15 protein-coding genes are annotated in these 16,880 nt (G+C 68.4%); 5 read left to right on the top strand and 10 right to left on the bottom strand.

All coding sequences use genetic code 11. From position 1 onward, the window contains the following. The first annotated feature begins 54 nt into the window (after window positions 1–54). Together EYR15_RS16060 and EYR15_RS16055 are read left to right on the top strand one after the other, a co-directional pair. Window positions 55–1,413 (top strand): leucyl aminopeptidase family protein, encoded by a 1,359-nt coding sequence (locus EYR15_RS16060; protein WP_131004586.1) that lies wholly within the window; start codon window positions 55–57, stop codon window positions 1,411–1,413. Further along, a complete protein-coding gene (locus tag EYR15_RS16055) occupies window positions 1,410–2,249 on the top strand; it encodes a C40 family peptidase (protein WP_131004585.1) in 840 nt (279 codons plus the stop codon). The genes EYR15_RS16060 and EYR15_RS16055 overlap by 4 nt, the downstream gene beginning before the upstream one ends. 3 nt (window positions 2,250–2,252) lie before the next feature. On the opposite strand, the gene grpE is transcribed toward EYR15_RS16055, so the two are convergent. The 8 genes from grpE to EYR15_RS16015 form a co-directional block, all read right to left on the bottom strand. After that, window positions 2,253–2,906, bottom strand: a complete 654-nt coding sequence (gene grpE, locus EYR15_RS16050) for a nucleotide exchange factor GrpE (protein ID WP_131004584.1) — start codon at window positions 2,904–2,906, stop codon at window positions 2,253–2,255. Window positions 2,907–2,994: 88 nt separating this feature from the next. Continuing rightward, on the bottom strand, window positions 2,995–3,393 hold the full coding sequence (locus EYR15_RS16045) for a F0F1 ATP synthase subunit epsilon (protein ID WP_131004583.1): 399 nt from the start codon (window positions 3,391–3,393) through the stop codon (window positions 2,995–2,997). 14 nt (window positions 3,394–3,407) lie between these two features. Then, entirely contained in the window at window positions 3,408–3,653 is a 246-nt protein-coding gene (locus EYR15_RS16040; protein ID WP_131004582.1) for a hypothetical protein, read from the bottom strand. Between the two features lie 66 nt (window positions 3,654–3,719). Beyond that, window positions 3,720–5,135, bottom strand: coding sequence for a F0F1 ATP synthase subunit beta (gene atpD / locus EYR15_RS16035; RefSeq protein ID WP_131004581.1), 1,416 nt, complete (start codon window positions 5,133–5,135; stop codon window positions 3,720–3,722). Between the two features lie 25 nt (window positions 5,136–5,160). Beyond that, the gene (locus tag EYR15_RS16030; RefSeq protein ID WP_131004580.1) at window positions 5,161–6,042 is read right to left on the bottom strand and encodes a F0F1 ATP synthase subunit gamma; all 882 of its coding nucleotides are present in this window, start codon (window positions 6,040–6,042) and stop codon (window positions 5,161–5,163) included. Window positions 6,043–6,078: 36 nt separating this feature from the next. Beyond that, on the bottom strand, window positions 6,079–7,611 hold the full coding sequence (atpA, locus tag EYR15_RS16025; RefSeq protein WP_131004579.1) for a F0F1 ATP synthase subunit alpha: 1,533 nt from the start codon (window positions 7,609–7,611) through the stop codon (window positions 6,079–6,081). Next, window positions 7,611–8,171, bottom strand: coding sequence for a F0F1 ATP synthase subunit delta (locus EYR15_RS16020; RefSeq protein WP_131004578.1), 561 nt, complete (start codon window positions 8,169–8,171; stop codon window positions 7,611–7,613). The genes atpA and EYR15_RS16020 overlap by 1 nt, the downstream gene beginning before the upstream one ends. A 255-nt stretch (window positions 8,172–8,426) precedes the next feature. Next, window positions 8,427–10,601: a primosomal protein N' gene (locus EYR15_RS16015; protein WP_245498363.1), complete on the bottom strand. Its 2,175-nt coding sequence runs from the start codon at window positions 10,599–10,601 to the stop codon at window positions 8,427–8,429. A 137-nt stretch (window positions 10,602–10,738) separates the two neighbouring features. Here EYR15_RS16015 and EYR15_RS17410 point away from each other — a divergent pair, with 137 nt between their 5' ends. From EYR15_RS17410 to EYR15_RS16000, 3 genes are all read left to right on the top strand, one after another. Beyond that, window positions 10,739–11,284 (top strand): hypothetical protein, encoded by a 546-nt coding sequence (locus tag EYR15_RS17410; RefSeq protein ID WP_382239081.1) that lies wholly within the window; start codon window positions 10,739–10,741, stop codon window positions 11,282–11,284. Between the two features lie 85 nt (window positions 11,285–11,369). Continuing rightward, the gene (fsa, locus tag EYR15_RS16005) at window positions 11,370–12,026 is read left to right on the top strand and encodes a fructose-6-phosphate aldolase (protein WP_131004576.1); all 657 of its coding nucleotides are present in this window, start codon (window positions 11,370–11,372) and stop codon (window positions 12,024–12,026) included. Between the two features lie 287 nt (window positions 12,027–12,313). Further along, the gene (locus EYR15_RS16000; RefSeq protein ID WP_165455527.1) at window positions 12,314–13,390 is read left to right on the top strand and encodes an HD-GYP domain-containing protein; all 1,077 of its coding nucleotides are present in this window, start codon (window positions 12,314–12,316) and stop codon (window positions 13,388–13,390) included. Here the strand turns inward: EYR15_RS16000 and EYR15_RS15995 are convergent. Together EYR15_RS15995 and EYR15_RS15990 are read right to left on the bottom strand one after the other, a co-directional pair. Beyond that, complete coding sequence (locus EYR15_RS15995) at window positions 13,387–14,262, bottom strand: transglutaminase family protein (RefSeq protein ID WP_131004574.1); 876 nt, start codon at window positions 14,260–14,262, stop codon at window positions 13,387–13,389. The genes EYR15_RS16000 and EYR15_RS15995 overlap by 4 nt on opposite strands. Then, window positions 14,259–16,748 carry a circularly permuted type 2 ATP-grasp protein gene (locus EYR15_RS15990; protein WP_245498362.1) on the bottom strand — a complete coding sequence of 830 codons (2,490 nt, stop codon included), beginning with the start codon at window positions 16,746–16,748 and terminating at the stop codon, window positions 14,259–14,261. The genes EYR15_RS15995 and EYR15_RS15990 overlap by 4 nt, the downstream gene beginning before the upstream one ends. Window positions 16,749–16,880: the final 132 nt, after the last annotated feature.

Here is a 16,880-nt window from a genome sequence, read left to right as displayed (position 1 = left end):
GGCCGCGCCCGAACCGTGGCAAAAGCGCTTCGCCCGTGCGCCAAGGAGCCCTCCATGCCCGTCGTCTTCGCCGCAAGCTCAGCCGATGCGATCCCGGTCTGGTTCACGCCTGCGGATGGCGCCCTGCCTGTCGAGGCTGAAGGCTGGGCAAAGGCGAGCGGCTTCGAGCTCGGCGCCGGCAAGGCCCTGCTCGTGCCGGGCGCAGACGGCGCACTCTCCGGCGTCGCGTTTGGCGTCGAGAAGGCGGGCGCGCCCGCGAACCCCTTTATCGCTGGCAAGCTAGCAGGGGCGTTGCCGGCCGGGACCTATCGCCTGGAGGGCGCGGCCGACCCCCGGCTTGCGGCGCTCAGCCTCGCGCTCGGCTCCTATTCCTTCCGGCGCTACCGCAAGCCGGACACGAAGACCGTGACGATCGCGCTGCCCGAAGGCGCCGACGCCGCGGCGCTGACACGGACCGTCGAGGCCGTCGCGCTCGGCCGCGATCTCGTCAACACGCCGTCGAACGATCTCGGCCCGCAGGAGATCGAGGACGCGATCCGAACTCTCGGCGAGGCGCATGGCGCGACGGTGACCTCGATCGTCGGCGACGAGCTACTGAGCCACAACTTCCCGCTGATCCACGCGGTCGGCCGCGCCTCCACGCGCGCGCCGCGGATCGTCGACCTGATCTGGGGGGACGAAAACCATCCGAAGGTCACGCTGGTCGGCAAGGGCGTGGCGTTCGATACCGGCGGGCTCAACATCAAGCCGGACGCCGGCATGCTGCTGATGAAGAAGGACATGGGCGGCGCGGCGTCGATGATCGCGCTGGCCAGCATGGTGATGGGCGCGAAGCTGCCGGTGCGGCTCAGGCTGATCGTGGGCGCGGTTGAGAATTCAATCTCTGGAAACGCCTTCCGGCCGGGCGACGTGATCCCGAGCCGCAAGGGTCTCAACGTCGAGATCGGCAACACTGACGCGGAAGGGCGTCTCGTGCTCGCTGACGCGCTGGCGCTCGGCGACGAGGAAGCGCCCGAGATCATGGTCGACGCCGCGACTCTCACCGGCGCCGCCCGCGTCGCGCTCGGGCCCGATCTGCCGCCGCTTTACACCGACGACGATGCCTTCGCCGACGCGCTGCTCGCCCACGCCAACGCCGAGCATGACCCGCTCTGGCGCATGCCGTTGTGGAACCCGTATGACGAGCTGCTGTCGTCCAAGATCGCCGACGTGAACCACATTTCCGGCGGCGCTTTCGCAGGCTCGATCACCGCAGCCCTGTTCCTGCGCCGGTTCGTCGAGAAGGCGAAGGCTTGGGCTCATCTCGACATCTTTGCCTGGAATCCCTCGGCCCGGCCGGGCCGTCCGGAAGGCGGCGAGGTCCAGTCAGCTCGGGCGCTGTTTGCGCTGTTCAGTGAGCGTTACGGACGGTGACCCTCGACCGTCGCCTCACCCCCGCGCGCCCCGATGTCGCCGCAGCTCACCTCAAGGGGAAAGTGGAGGCGCTTCGCTTCGTGGAGGGCGAGCGCCGGCGGGTCGCCGTCGGCCATGTCGGTATCCGCCGCGCGCCTGGACCCGACGCCATGCTCGAGACGGAGGCGCTGCATGGCGAGGAATTCGTCGTCTATGACGAGCTCGAAGGCTGGTCGTGGGGGCAGCTCGAGACCGACGGCTATGTCGGCTACCTCCCATCCGCGGCGTTGACGGCGGAACTCGGCGCCAGCCCGACGCATCGGGTCTCGGCGCTCCGGACGCTGCTGTTTCCGCAGACTTCGATCAAGGTCCCGCCGCTCGACGCCCTGTCGATGAACGCCGTCGTCAGCGTGGCGGCGGAGGAGGGGAAGTTCGTGGCGCTCCATGGCGGCGGCTACGCGATCGCGGCGCATCTGAGACCGCTCGGCGTCTATGAAGCCGACCCGGTCGCTGTCGCCGAACGCTTCGTCGGCGCGCCTTATCTCTGGGGCGGGCGCACCAGCCTCGGCCTCGATTGCTCCGCGCTCGTCCAGACGGCGCTGGCCTCCTGTGGGATCGCAGCGCCGCGCGACAGCGACATGCAGGAGGCGGCGCTCGGCTCAGCCCTAGCGCTTGAAGAGGCGCAGCGCGGAGACCTGATCTTCTGGAAGGGGCACGTCGCTTTCGTGCGCAACGCCGACACGATCCTGCACGCCAACGCGCATGCCATGGCGGTCGCGGTCGAAGGCCTTCGAAACGCGATCGCCCGCATCAGGGATGCGGGCGACGAAGTCACGAGCGTGAAGCGGTTGGCTTAGGGCTCAAACCGTACGATCGAGGCTTTCCGTGGTCGGCGTCGGCTCGGCGGCGGACGCGCCGGCCTTCGGGCCGCCGCGGGCGACGCCGACCATTGCCGGTCTTAGAATGCGGTCGCCGATCACGTAGCCGTCCTGCATAACCTGCACGACGGTGCCGGCAGGAACGCTCGGATCCGGCGCTTCGAACACCGCCTCGTGGTGGTGCGGGTCGAACGGCTTGCCCTTGGGGTCGAGCTTCTTGACGCCGTTCTTCTCAAGCGTCTTGAGGAGCTCGCGCTCGGTCAGCTCGACGCCCTGCGCCAAAGCCGCAAGCGTCGGATCGGCGTTCTCGCCGCCGCTCGCCGCGGCGTCGAGGGCTCGGCGGAGATTGTCGGCGACGCCGAGCAGGTCGCGCGCGAAGGCGGAGACAGCGTAGCGCTTGGCGTCCTGAACCTCGCGCTCGGTGCGGCGGCGCAGGTTTTCCATCTCGGCGTGGCTGCGCAACAGGCGGTCGCGCATGTCCGTTACCGCGGCCTCCAGTTCGGCTGTGCGGTCGACGGTTTCCGTGACCTCGGCCTCTACGGTCGCGTCGGCGCGCTGCTCGTCGGTCTCGGGCGCGCCTGCGGCGGGCTTGGCGTGTTCATCGGTCATGGATGCGCTCTGCGCTGGGTCCGTCATACGGGCCTCTCGTCGTCGTTCTGTTTTCCAGGCTGGTGGCCCGGATATCAGGCGCGCCGGCCTGAAAATCAAGCGGCGGCGACGTATCTCAGAGCGTGGCGCGCAGCGCCTTGAGCTGGTCGACCTCGGACTGCGCCTTGATCTTCAGCGGGCCGTCCTCGAACGCTGAGGCGGCGCTTTCGGCGGACGCGATGGCCGCCTCGAGCTTGCCGGCGTCGAGCTCGCTCATCGGGATCGCCTCGTCGGCGAGGATGGTGAGGCCCTTCGGGTTCACATCGGCGAACCCGCCGCGCACGAACAGCCGCTCGGGAGCGCCGCCTTCGGTCTTGTAGACCTGGACGATGCCCGGACGCAGCGTCGACATGAACGGAGCGTGGTGCGCCAGCACGCCGAACTCGCCCTCGACGCCCGGCACGACGACGTGCTGCACGTCCTCGGAGATCAGCAGCTTCTCGGGCGAGACCAGTTCGAAGGGAAAGCTGTCCATGACCGAAATCCTCCTCAGCGCCGCCGATCGGCGACGAAGCCCAGGCCGAAGCCGATCAGCGCTCCGACGATGGCGAAGACCGCGACGTGCTGGGTCTGGCCGGTCGTCATCGACTGGTCGCGCGGCGACGCCGCCTTGTCGCCCTGAACCTCGATCTGCATGCCGAGCACGCTGATCTCGGCCGCCTGCGGCCGAGTGAGCCAGCCGACGAGCGCGCCGGCGAGCAGGCCAACGACGAGGAGGATGATCTTGGCGTTCATGCCTGGCTGTACTCACGCGTTAGCAAAATCCGTCGCGGACGAAGCCCGCGACGGAGACTATGCCGATCAGCCCTCGGCGAGCTTCTTGGCCTTCTCGATCGCCTGCTCGATGGTGCCGACCATGTAGAAGGCGGCCTCCGGCAGCGCGTCGTGCTTGCCCTCGATCAGCTCCTTGAAGCCCTTGATCGTGTCAGCGAGATCGACGAACACGCCCGGCGAGCCGGTGAAGATCTCGGCGACGTGGAACGGCTGGCTGAGGAAGCGCTCGACCTTGCGGGCGCGCGACACCGTCAGCTTGTCCTCTTCCGAGAGCTCGTCCATGCCCAGGATCGCGATGATGTCCTGCAGCGACTTGTAGCGCTGCAGCGTCTCCTGGACGCGGCGGGCGGTGTTGTAGTGCTCGTCGCCGATGATCTGCGCGGACAGGATGCGCGAGGTCGAGTCGAGCGGGTCGACCGCGGGGTAGATGCCCTTTTCGGCGATCGAGCGGTTCAGCACGGTCGTCGCGTCGAGATGGGCGAAGGAGGCCGCAGGCGCCGGGTCGGTCAGGTCGTCAGCCGGCACGTAGATCGCCTGCACGGACGTGATCGAGCCTTTATTGGTGGTGGTGATGCGCTCCTGCAGCGCGCCCATGTCGGTCGCGAGCGTCGGCTGATAGCCCACCGCCGACGGGATGCGGCCGAGCAGCGCCGACACTTCCGAGCCCGCCTGCGTGAAGCGGAAGATGTTGTCGACGAAGAACAGCACGTCCTGGCCCTGGTCGCGGAAGTGCTCGGCGACGGTGAGCCCGGAGAGCGCGACGCGGGCGCGGGCGCCGGGCGGCTCGTTCATCTGGCCGTAGACCAGGGCGCATTTGGAGCCCTCGCCGCCGCCCTGCTTGTTCACGCCGGATTCGATGAACTCGTGGTAGAGGTCGTTGCCCTCGCGGGTGCGCTCGCCGACGCCGGCGAACACGGAGTAGCCGCCGTGCGCCTTCGCGACGTTGTTGATCAGCTCCTGGATCAGCACGGTCTTGCCGACGCCGGCGCCGCCGAACAGGCCGACCTTGCCGCCCTTGGCGTATGGCGCGAGCAGGTCGACGACCTTGATGCCGGTGACGAGGATCTCGGTCTCCGTCGCCTGATCGGCGTAAGACGGGGCCGGCTGGTGGATCGGGCGGAGACCTTCGTTCTGGATCGGCCCGCCTTCATCGATCGGCTCGCCGACCACGTTCATGATGCGGCCGAGCGTGCCTGCGCCGACGGGAACCGCGATCGGCTCGCCGTTGTCCTTGACTTCCTGACCGCGGGTCAGGCCTTCGGTCGAGTCCATCGCGATGGTGCGGACGGTCGACTCGCCGAGATGCTGGGCGACTTCCAGCACGAGGCGCGAGCCGTTGTTCTGGGTCTCGAGCGCGTTCAGGATCGCAGGCAGGTGCCCGTCGAACTGCACGTCGACGACGGGGCCGATGACCTGGGTGATGCGGCCGACTGCTTCGGTCATAGGATTGGTCCTCGTCGGATAATCGTCAGAGCGCTTCGGCGCCGGAGATGATCTCGATCAGCTCCTTGGTGATCTGCGCCTGGCGTGTTCGGTTGTAGACCAGCGACAGCTTCTTGATCATGTCGCCGGCGTTGCGGGTGGCGTTGTCCATCGCGGACATGCGCGCGCCCTGCTCCGACGCCGCGTTCTCCAGCAGCGCCTTGAGAATCTGGATCTTGACGTTCTTCGGCAGGAGCTCCTCGAGGATCTCCTCCTCGGACGGCTCGTACTCGTAGATCGCGCCGTTGAGGTCGCTCGCGCCGTCGCCTTCGGGGATCTCCGCCGGCACGATCTGCTGCGCCGTCGGGATCTGGCTGACCACCGAGCGGAACTTCGAGAAGAACATGGTGGCGACGTCGAACTTGCCCTCGAAATATTCCGAGAGGATGCGCGCGCCGATTTCATCGGCCGTGCCGAAGCCGATGCTCTTCACTTCACGCAGCGAGATCACGTCGTCGATCTTGCCCGGGAACTGGCGGCGCAGGATGTCCGCGCCCTTGCGGCCCACGCAGAGGATACGGACGTCCTTGCCCTCCGCGATCAGCCGGCGGGCGTGGTCGCGGGCCAGCCGGGCGATCGACGAGTTGAAGCCGCCGGCAAGGCCCCGGTCCGCCGTCATCACGACGAGCAGATGGCGCTGCTCGCTGCCGGTGCCGGAGAGCAGAAGCGGCGCCTCGGGGGCCCCCTTCATGCTCGTGGCGAGGTTCGACAGCACCCGCTCCATGCGCTCGGCATAGGGGCTCGCCGCCGCCGCGGCCATTTCGGCGCGACGCAGCTTCGCCGCCGCGACCATCTGCATGGCCTTGGTGATCTTCTGCGTCGCCTTAACCGAGGCGATGCGGTTCCTGAGGTCCTTTAGGCTCGCCATGGGGCGCCCGAAACTCCGCTGCTACCGGTCTAAAAATCAGGCCGAAAAGGACTTGGTGTAGTCCTCGAGGAGCTTCTTCACCTTGGCGATGGTCTCGTCCTTGAGCTGCTTGTCGTCGCGGATCGTGTCCAGCAGCGGCTTCTCGGCGCCATTGAGACGCTCGAGCAGGCCGCGCTCATAGGCGCGCACCTTGTCAACCGGCAGCTTGTCCAGATAGCCGTTGGTGCCGGCGTAGATCACGACGACCTGCTCCTCGACGCGGAGCGGCGAGAACTGCGGCTGCTTGAGCAGCTCGGTCAGGCGGGCGCCGCGGTTCAGCAGGCGCTGGGTCGAGGCGTCGAGGTCAGAGCCGAACTGCGCGAAGGCCGCCATCTCGCGGTACTGCGCGAGCTCGCCTTTAATCTTGCCGGCGACCTGCTTCATCGCCTTGATCTGCGCGGCGGAGCCGACGCGCGAGACCGAGATGCCGACGTTCACGGCAGGGCGTACGCCCTGATAGAACAGATCGGACTCGAGGAAGATTTGGCCGTCGGTGATCGAGATCACGTTAGTCGGGATGTAGGCGGAGACGTCGTTCGCCTGGGTCTCGATGACGGGCAGGGCGGTCAGCGAACCGGCGCCGTTGTCGTCGTTGAGCTTCGCGGCGCGCTCGAGCAGGCGCGAGTGCAGGTAGAACACGTCGCCGGGATAGGCCTCGCGGCCGGGCGGGCGGCGCAGCAGCAGCGACATCTGGCGGTAGGCGACGGCCTGCTTGGAGAGATCGTCATAGACGATCAGGGCGTGCATGCCGTTGTCGCGGAAGAACTCGCCCATGGCGCAGCCGGCGAACGGCGCCAGGAACTGCATCGGGGCCGGATCGGAGGCGGTGGCCGCGATCACGATCGAATATTCGAGCGCACCCTGCTCCTCGAGCACCTTCACGAACTGCGCGACGGTGGAGCGCTTCTGACCGATCGCGACATAGACGCAGTAGAGCTTCTGCTTTTCGTCCCCGGAGGCGTTGATCGACTTCTGGTTCAGGATCGTGTCGAGCGCGACGGCGGTCTTGCCGGTCTGGCGGTCGCCGATGATCAGCTCGCGCTGGCCGCGGCCGACGGGGATCAGCGCGTCGATCGACTTGATGCCGGTCTGCATCGGCTCGTGGACGGACTTGCGCGGGATGATGCCCGGCGCCTTCACGTCGACGCGGCGACGCTCGGTGGTCTCGATCGGCCCCTTGCCGTCGATCGGGTTGCCGAGCGCGTCGACGACGCGGCCGAGCAGGGCCTTGCCGACCGGCACGTCAACGATCGAGCCGGTGCGCTTGACGGTGTCGCCTTCGGCGATGCCACGGTCCGCGCCGAATACCACGACGCCGACATTGTCGCTCTCGAGGTTGAGCGCCATGCCGCGCACGCCGCCCGGGAACTCGACCATTTCGCCGTACTGGACGTTGTCGAGGCCGTAGACGCGGGCGATGCCGTCGCCGATCGACAGCACCTGGCCGACTTCGGAGACCTCAGCCTCCTGGCCGAAATTCTGGATCTGATCCTTCAGGATCGAGGTGATCTCGGCGGCGCGAATGTCCATCAGCCGACCTCTTTCATCGCAAGTTTGATGGAATTGAGCTTGGTCTTCAGCGAGGCGTCGACCATGCGGCTACCAAGGCGCACGACGAGCCCGCCCAGAATTCTCGGATCGACCTTGACGTCGATATCGACAGTTTTGCCGGTGACGGCCGCGAGCGCGTCGGCGACGGCCTGGCGGCGGCTGTCGGTCAGCGGCTCGGCGACGGTCACCTCCGCGGTCGCAGCGCCGCGATCGGCGGCGGCCAGCGCACGGAAGCCCTTGATCATCGCCTCGAGCGCGAACAGGCGGCGGTTCTTGGCGACGAGTTTCACGAACTTGGCAGTGAGCCCGGCGATCCCGGCGCGGTCGAGCACCGCGGAGATCGCCTTCTCCTGCTGCTCGGCGGAGAAAACCGGGCTCTTCGTGAGCCGCCGGAGATCTTCGCTCTCAGCCAGGAGAGAGGAAAGGGTGTTGAGGTCGGCGGAGACCGCGTCGATCGCGCCGCTCTCCTTGGAAAGATCGAACAGGGCGGAGGCGTAGCGCCCCGCCATTCCTGACACGATGGTGTCCTTACCTGCCACCTGGGCGTCTCTCGCTGGTTGGAGCCAAGGGCTGAAACCGGAGCGGACGCTCCGAACCTCCCGATCCGTCGAATGGGCGCAATGCCCTCATCCCTCAGGCAGGCCTCAGGATGCCGGGGGTCACTAACATGCCCCGCGAGCGGCCGCAACATAATGGCGCGGTTGTGGCGAACGAACGAAAATTGAAGCGTAGGCAGTACGTTAGTAGCTCGTTGAGCGAGATACCCGCCTTGCGGCGCGACGCCGCGTCCGGCGTCACATGAAGCTTTGCGGGTCCACGTCGACCGCGATCCGCACTCCGCCGCGCGCCGGCGGCGCCGCTCCAAGCCAGTCGCGCAGAAAGCCGGGCATGTCGAAGTCCCGCACGGACTGGGCCAGCAGGCGCACCCGCGCCCGTCCGCGCACCATGGCGAGCGGCGCTTCCGCCGGGCCGAGCACCCGCACCCCCTCCACCTTCGGCGCGATGCGGGCGAGCGCCCGGCCGTGGGCTTCCGCCGCCTCCTTGGTCGGGGCCGAGATCACAATCCCGGCAAGACGGCCGAAGGGCGGCATCATCGCCGCCTCTCGCGACGCAGTCTCCGCGCGATAGAAGCCTTCGCGGTCGCCCGCGACCAACGCGCGGATCACGGCATGGTCCGGGTCATGGGTCTGGATCAGCGCGCGTCCGGGTTTCTCGCCGCGCCCGGCGCGCCCCGTCACCTGCTGCAGCATCTGGAACGTGCGCTCCGCCGCGCGCGGATCGGCGGCCCCGAGCGCAAAGTCGGCGTCGATCGCGCCGACAAACGTCAGGTTGGGAAAATGGTGGCCCTTGGTCACCATCTGCGTGCCGACCACGATGTCGATCTCGCCGCGTTCGATGGCTTCGAGCTCGGCCTTCAGGCGCTCTCCGGCGCCCATCACGTCGCTTGACAGGATCGAGATGCGAGCGCCCAAAAAACGCTCCGCCGCCTCGTCGCGGATGCGCTCGACGCCGGGCCCGCAGCCGACCAGCGCATCCTCCGCCGCGCAGGCGGGGCAGGTCTTCGGCGTCGGGGCGGAATGGCCGCAATGGTGGCAGACGAGGCTCGCGCGGAACCGGTGCTCGACCAGCCAGGCCGAGCAGTTGGGGCATTTCATGCGGTGGCCGCAGCGGCGGCAGAGCGTCAACGGCGCATAGCCGCGCCGGTTGAGGAACAGCAGCGCCTGCTGACCCGCGGCCAGCGTCTCCGTCACGGCATGAACCATCGCCGGCGCGAGCCAACTGCCGCGCGGCGGGCCAACCCGCCGCATGTCGATGGCCTGGACCGCGGGCATCGCGCGCCCCCCGAAGCGCGCCGGCAGCGCGAGCTTGTCGTAGCGTCCGCGCTCGACATTGACGCGGGTCTCGATCGAGGGCGTCGCACTGGCGAGCACGACCGCCGCGTCCTCGATGCGGGCGCGCACCACGGCCATGTCGCGGGCGTTGTAGGCGACGCCGTCCTCCTGCTTGTAGGCGGCGTCGTGTTCCTCATCGACGACGATGAGCGCGAGGTCCTTGAACGGCAAAAAGAGTCCCGAGCGGGCGGCGACGACGGCGCGGACCGAGCCGTCGGCGACGCCGGCGCGCACCGCCGCGCGGCCCTTCTCGCCGACGCTCGCGTGCCACACCGCGGGGCGTGCGCCGAACCGTTTAGCGAAACGGTCGAGGAACGGGATCGTTAGCGCGATCTCCGGCGCGAGGATCAGCGCTTGCCGCCCGGCGGACAGCGCCTCCGCGACCGCTTCGCAATAGACTTCCGTCTTCCCGGAGCCCGTGACGCCGTCGAGCAATGTGACGGAGAAGGCGCGCGCCGCGACCGCTTCCCGCAAGGCGCGGGCTGAGGCCGCCTGCTCGACCGAGAGCTCCGGGCCGGGCAGATCGGGATCCGGCTGCCGAGGAGGCGGGGGCGGCGGCAGCGGCGCCGGCTGGAGCGCGCCTTCGGCGACAAGCCCGTCGAGGACCGAGGTCGAGACGCCCGCCGCTTCCGAGAGAGCTTTCTTCGAGCGGACAACACCGTCGGATGCCGCCGCGAGCGCTTTCTCGCGCGCAGGCGTCAGACGCTTCGGCGCGACGCCTGTCGCGCGCAGGCCGATGCGCGGCTGAGGCGGCCCCGGATCCTCCGCGAGACCCCGCAGCGCCATGCGGAGCACCTGGCCGCGCGGCGCGAGCGTGTAGACCGCCACCCAGTCGATGAAGGAGCGCATCGGCTTCGAGAAGCCGGCCGCGTCGACTTTCCCGGAGAGCGGCTTCAGCTTGGCCGCGTCGACGGCCGCGCCTTCGCCGTCCCAGACCACCCCGACCGTCGGCCGGGTTCCGAGCGGGACGACCACCAGGTCGCCCGGCACGATGTCGAGTCCCTCCGGAACGGCATAGGTCAGCGGCCGGTCGAGGGCGACCGGCAGCAGCACCTCGACGGTTTTAAGGACGGGCAAGCGACTCTCGATCCGTTCTTGGCGGCGGCGTCCTGCGTCTTCGGCGGTGGACCGCGCCATCGTCAAGCGCAAGTGGGCTCTAAAACAGCGGCCCGCGTGCTAGAGCGCGGTATGATCCCTTGTCGCGAGCCCGCCCGATGAAGAGCCGTCTCCTGCCCGTCCGCCTGCTCGTCGGCATCCTCATCGTCTTGGGGCTGGTCGCCCTCGGCTTCATGGTCTGGATTTCGGGCTGGCCGCGTGAAGGGACCGGCGTCGACGCCGCGTTCGTGACCCCGCATCTGCCGGGCTACCGGTTCAAGCCCGAGATCCTACCCCGGCTGGGCGAGCTCGGCGGCGGCGCTCTCGGCCTCGGGCTGGCGTTGCTTGTCGTGGAGCGCTTCCTGGCGTGGCGGGAAAAGCGCGCGCCGAACCCGACGACGGCGGCTCCCGTCCGCCGCAACCCAGGGGCCACCGCGTTGCTCGCGGTGGCGGCGATTCTGGTCGGCCTCGCGGGAACCATCGGATGGCGCTGGCACTCTTATGTCGTCAACACCACAGACCCGTATGACGAGGTCGGAATTTCGCTGAACGCGGCCGCTCCCGGTCCAATCAACGCCTGGGGCTGCGCCCGCCTCAAGGCCACGTTCGAGGGCCGCGCGCTTCCGCCCTACGGCTGCACTGGGCCAGACGGCGGCTGGCGATAAACCGCGGCGGCCTGTCTCGCGGTCGACTGCGCGCGCTTAAAATGCGACAAGCGCGCCAGAGCTCCAAACGTCAGGACGATCCACGATGAAATTCTTCGTCGACACCGCCGACATCGGCGAGATCCGCGAACTCGCCGAGATGGGCATTCTCGACGGCGTGACCACCAACCCGTCCCTGGTCCTGAAGGCCAACCGGCCGATCATGGAGATCATCAAGGACATCTGCGACGTCGTGGACGGCCCGGTCTCGGCCGAGGTCAGCGCGCTCGACTATGACAGCATGATCCGCGAGGGCGAGATCCTGCGGAAGATCGCCGACAACGTCGCGATCAAGGTGCCGCTGACCTGGGACGGCCTCAAGGCCTGCCGCACCTTTACCGGCGACGGTTCGATGGTGAACGTCACGCTCTGCTTCTCCGCGCCGCAGGCGCTGCTTGCCGCCAAGGCCGGCGCGACCTTCATCTCTCCTTTTGTCGGACGTCTCGACGACATGGGGATCGACGGCATGGAGCTGATCCAGGACATCCGGACGATCTACGACAACTACCCGGACTTCCCGACTGAGATCCTCGCCGCCTCGCTCCGCACGACCAATCACGTCAAGCAGGCGGCGCTCGCCGGCGCCGATGTCTCGACGATCCCGCCCGCGATCATAAAGGGCCTCGTCAAGCATCCGCTGACGGACAAGGGCCTCGATCAGTTCGTCGCGGACTGGAAGAAGACCGGCCAGACGATCGGTTGAGGAAAGCGCGGCGGCGGAGGTCTTCCGCCGCCTGATCTTTCGCCGCGCCAACCACGCTTGAGCCGATCCGCGCTCGCGGACAGAACGGCGATCTACGACTTAGATAAAATCCTCATCGACGGAGTATCTTCTTAGATCAGGTTTTGGATGTACGTTTCGCTCGTGGTCGGACGGCCGGGCGTATTTTCGAACGCTTCATGCCGACGCCGAACGACCTTAACTTGCCGGACGCAAAGCCCGAGAATGGGCGGCTGATCGATCCGGCGCGTTCGCGGGGATCGGTTGGCATGCGGGAAAATCCGGTACTGATCCTGACGGATGATCTCCGCCGCGGTCGTGAGATCGCGTCCGATCTGTCTCTCCTGACCGAGTGGATCGCCGTTCGGCTGGTGACCGACGCGGCCGACGATTTCGACGCCGCGCTCGTGGTCAGCGACATCGCGTTCTCGCGGCCATCCTCCATCGCAGGTCTGCGCGCGCGGCTCGCGCGCGCAGCGAGCCCTGTCCGCGCCCATGTCTGCGTCATTCGACGCGACACCCCGCACGACCGCGCCCAGGCGAACGCTCTCGGCGCGAGCTCGATCGTGAATGTAAAACAGCGGGCGGAAGGTCTGCGCGCCGGTCTTGCGCCTTTTCTTCCCCGCCGGGCCGCGCCCAAGACGCAGCCATCCGTCGCCGCCAGCCGTGCGATGACCGACCTGCTGGAGGCGGCCCGCAGCGGCGGATTCGTCCCGCCGGCGCTCGCCGACAAGGGCGCCGAGGTGGTCCGGAAGGCCCTCGATGACGTCGCGATCCGCGGCTGGCTGGAGTTCGTCTGGCGCTTCGACGACGCCACGCATCAGCATTGCATGCTCGTCGCCGGCCTCGCCGCCGCTTTCGCCTCCACGCTCGGCTTCTCCCGCTCCGACACCCTGCGCCTGACGCGCGGGGCGTTGCTGCACGACATCGGCAAGGCGCGGATTCCGATCGAGATCCTCAACAAGCCCGGATCGCTCACCCAGGCGGAGTGGACGGTCATGCGGACTCACGCGCCCACCGGCTTCGAACTACTCGCAGGTCAGGGCTATGACGATGAGACCCTCGCCATCGTGCGCTCCCATCACGAGCTTCTGGACGGTTCGGGATATCCGGACGGGCTGCGCGGCGACGCCATCGCTGACGTGGTCCGCCTCGTCACGATCTGCGACATCTTCGCCGCGCTGATCGAGAAGCGGCCCTACAGGCGCGCGATCAGCTGCGAGGAGGCTTACGGCATCCTCTCCAAGATGGACGGCAAGCTCGACAGGGATCTCGTGCGGGCGTTCAAGCCCGTGGCGCTCGCGAGCGGTGAGCCGGCCTTTGCGCGGGCGGCTGGTCGGGGCTAACCGACTTCCTTCATGTCGACGGAGTGGGTCGTCTTCTGCGGGCCGGCGGTGATCAGCACCCCGTCGATCGGAGCGACGTCGCCATAGTCCCGCCCGACGGCCACCACGACATGATCGTCGAGCGCGAGCATGGCGTTGGTCGGGTCGAAACCGGCCCAGCCGTGATCGGGCCCCAGCCACACGTCGACCCAGGCGTGCATGGCGTCAGCGCCTTCGAGGCGCGGCTTGCCCGGCGGCGGGGTGGTGCGCAGGAAGCCGCTGACATAGGCCGCAGGAAGGCCGATCCCGCGCAACGCCGCGATCATGATGTGGGCGAAGTCCTGACAGACGCCCTCGCGCCGGGCGAACGCGTCCTCGAGCGGCGTGCTCACCGTCGTCTTCCCCGGCGCGTAATCGAACTCCTCGCGGATGCGCTTCGAAAAGGCGAGCATCGCCTCGCCGATCGGCTGGTCGTCCTTGATCGTCTCTGCGGCGTAGGCCGTCAGCGGCTCCGACAGGCGCACGATCCGGCTGTCGCCGAGGAAATGCATCGGGCCGTCGCCGTCGCTGTCGCGCGCGGCCGCCGCCATCGCGCGAATCTCCGCGACATCAGGCGTCGCCGCGAGGTCAGGCCTGGCGCGGTTCACTTCGACCCGCGCGCGCATCGTCACCGAGAGCCCGTCATGGCTCGGCAGGATCAGCACGTGATCGAGCGCGTTGCCGAAGAAGTCGCGATCGGCGCGGGATTCGTCGGGTTGGGGCGTGATCGTCAGCCGGTTGGTGACGAGACGCTGGCCGCGCTCGGTCAGAGGCCGCACCCGCAGGATGTGGCGGGCGTCCTTCACGTCGGACGGGTACTCGTAGCCGATCTTCAGCGCGAGGTCGTAGATCATTCGACGTCGAGCCTGTCCGCGTTGGCCTTCGGCCCGGAGGTGAAATAACGCTCGCTGAGCAGGTCCGAGACATCGCCGAGATCGTCGGCGATACGGCTCAGGAATTTCGCGTTCGCCTCAGAGGCGTCGCCCGTCGTGAGCCGGACCGCGAGCCGCGCGGCGCGGCGAGACACTGGAGCGAGCGACTCGCCGCGGCGCATGCCGGGAAGCTCGTCAAGCAGCGTCTTCAGGCTGTTGACCTGAAACGCGATCGATCGCGGGTTGAGCGGGTCGAGCGCGACGAGATCGAGCACCGTCTCGCGCGAAAGATCCACGGAATAGCGCCGGCGGTAGCTGATGCGGCTGTCGCAGAATTCGAGCAGCGCCTCGAGTCCGCCTTCCGGCGTTTCCTCGCCGCCGAGGGCGGCGGCGGCCAGCGCGGTGAGCTGTCCGCGCTCGATCAGGCGTCCGGCCTGCAAGAACCGCCAGCCGGTGAACTGGTACATGTTCTCGTGGACGAGGCCAGTAAAGCCGGAGAGCCGCGTCAGCACCTCGCTGGAGAGCGCTACGAGGTCGCTGCCCTCGGGAGCGTCGAGGTGTTGCTCGATCAGCCGCACGACGTCCCCGAGCGCGCGCCAGCCGTCCGGCGAGAAGCGGTCCCGGATCCGGGAAGCGGTGTCGAAAGCACGTTTCGCCCGGTCGAGCAGCCCCTTCGCGGGATCGGCGAGCAGCGCGTCGACGCCGATCTCCGCCAGCAGCTCCGCCACCAGCGCCTCGAGCGCGCCACGGCGCTCGCCCTCGGCGAGGCGGGCGGTGAACAGACGCACCAGACGGGTCGCGGCTTCCGCTCGTTCGACGTAGCGCCCGAGCCAATAGAGGTTGTCGGCCGCACGGGCGGGCGGCGCGCTCGGCAGCCGCCGGGAGAAGGCGGCGCCGTTCGAAAGCAACGAGACGCGGCGCTCTTCCCGGTCGGAGGACACCCAGACGTCGACGGAATGCCCGCCGGACTGCATGGCGACTGCAAGCGGATCGGTCGAACTCGACACGCGGGCGAAGCCGCCGGGCATGACGCTCCAGCCGTCGGCGTGGCGGGCGAGATAGACCCGCATCGTCACCGGACGCGCCTCGAGCTTGCCGTCGACGAAGACCGGCGCCGTCGACAGCGCGACGATCTCCTGGCCGACCACCGCCTGCGGGTCGATGTCGAGATCGCGCAGCAGCCGCTCGGAGTGCGACAGGCGGATGCCGAGATCGAGCGGGCGGCGTTGCTCTTCGTTTCCGATCGTCTGCGGGAAGGCGCGCGCGAGCGAAAGCCTTTCGAGATTTTCAGAAACGAAGGCGTGCTCCGCCTCCTGCCCGCACCACCAGGTCGCAACCGTCGGCAGCGTCAGCCGCTCGCCGATCAGGGCCTTGGCGAGCGCGGGCTGGAAGGCGAGCAACGCGCGCGTCTCCAAAATGCCGGAGCCGAGCGCGTTGACCATTTCAACGCCCCCCTCGCGGCTGGCGCGGGCGAGACCGGGCGTGCCTATGCGCGAGCGCGGGTGGAGCTCCAGCGGGTCGGCGAAGTCGCTGTCGAGGCGGCGCCAGAGCACGCTGATTGGTTTTTCGCCGTCGACCGTGCGCACGACCACCGACGAGCCATGCACCGCGAGGTCGCCGCCTTCGAGCAGCAGCAGGCCGAGATAGCGCGCGAGGTAAGCGTGCTCGAAATAGGTCTCGTTGGCGGGACCCGGCGTGAGCAGTCCGGCGCGCAGGCCCTTGCCGTCGTCGAGCGCGAGCAGCGTCTCGCGGAATTTCTTGAAGAAGCCGGCGAGCCGCTCGACCTTGAGATCGCGGATAAGGTCGGGGAACGCGCGCGAGGTCGCGACCCGGTTCTCCAGCGCGAAGCCCGCGCCGGAAGGGGCCTGCGCGCGGTCGCCCAGCACCCACCAGCGTCCGTCCGGGCCGCGGCCGAGATCGACCGCGATGAAGCGGATCAGCGGCCGCCCCGAGGCCTGGTTTGCGAGCGGCCGGAGGAATTCCGGGTTGCGGCCGAGGATCGCGGGGGGCAGCACGCCGTCGCGGATCAGCCGGCGCTCGCCGTAGAGATCCGCCATCAGCTTTTCGAGGAAGCCGGCGCGCTGGATGAGTCCGGCCGCGAGCGCCGCCCATTCTCCGCGCTCGATGACGAGCGGCGGATGCGCGAGCGGCCAGGAGCGCGTCTGCTCGCCCTGTTCGGCCGCGCCATAGACCCGGTAATAGACCCCGGCCTCGCGCAGATATTGCGCTGCGCTCGAGAAACGGCGCTCCCGTTCGGGCTCGCTCATCGTGGCGAGCGTCGAGACCAGCTGGCGATAGTGCGGGCGCACCTTGTCGTCAGCGCCGAGCATCTCGTCGAACACGCCCGGCGGCGGCGCGTAGCCGTCCAGCAGCCCGGGCCCCTTCGGACGCGCTTGAAGGAGCTCAGCGGCAGGCGGTCGAACCAATGTTTTTGAGCCGGACGGTAGGATGGAGGGCGGCGCGATCATGGCGCAGAAGGCGCCAGCAGGGAAAGAGGGTAGGGGCGCAACGGGCGCCGATAGTCGCGGCCGCCCTTGAGCCGGAACCCGGACGCGCCTCGTTCGCAGACTATGGCGTGATCCTCCGGCTCGACCGGAGGA

Source organism: Hansschlegelia quercus (assembly GCF_004310425.1).
Taxonomy (GTDB): Bacteria; Pseudomonadota; Alphaproteobacteria; order Rhizobiales; family Methylopilaceae; genus Methylopila; species Methylopila quercus.
The sequence above is the reverse complement of the archived record's forward strand: the minus strand, read 5'-3'. Positions and strand labels throughout refer to the sequence as shown.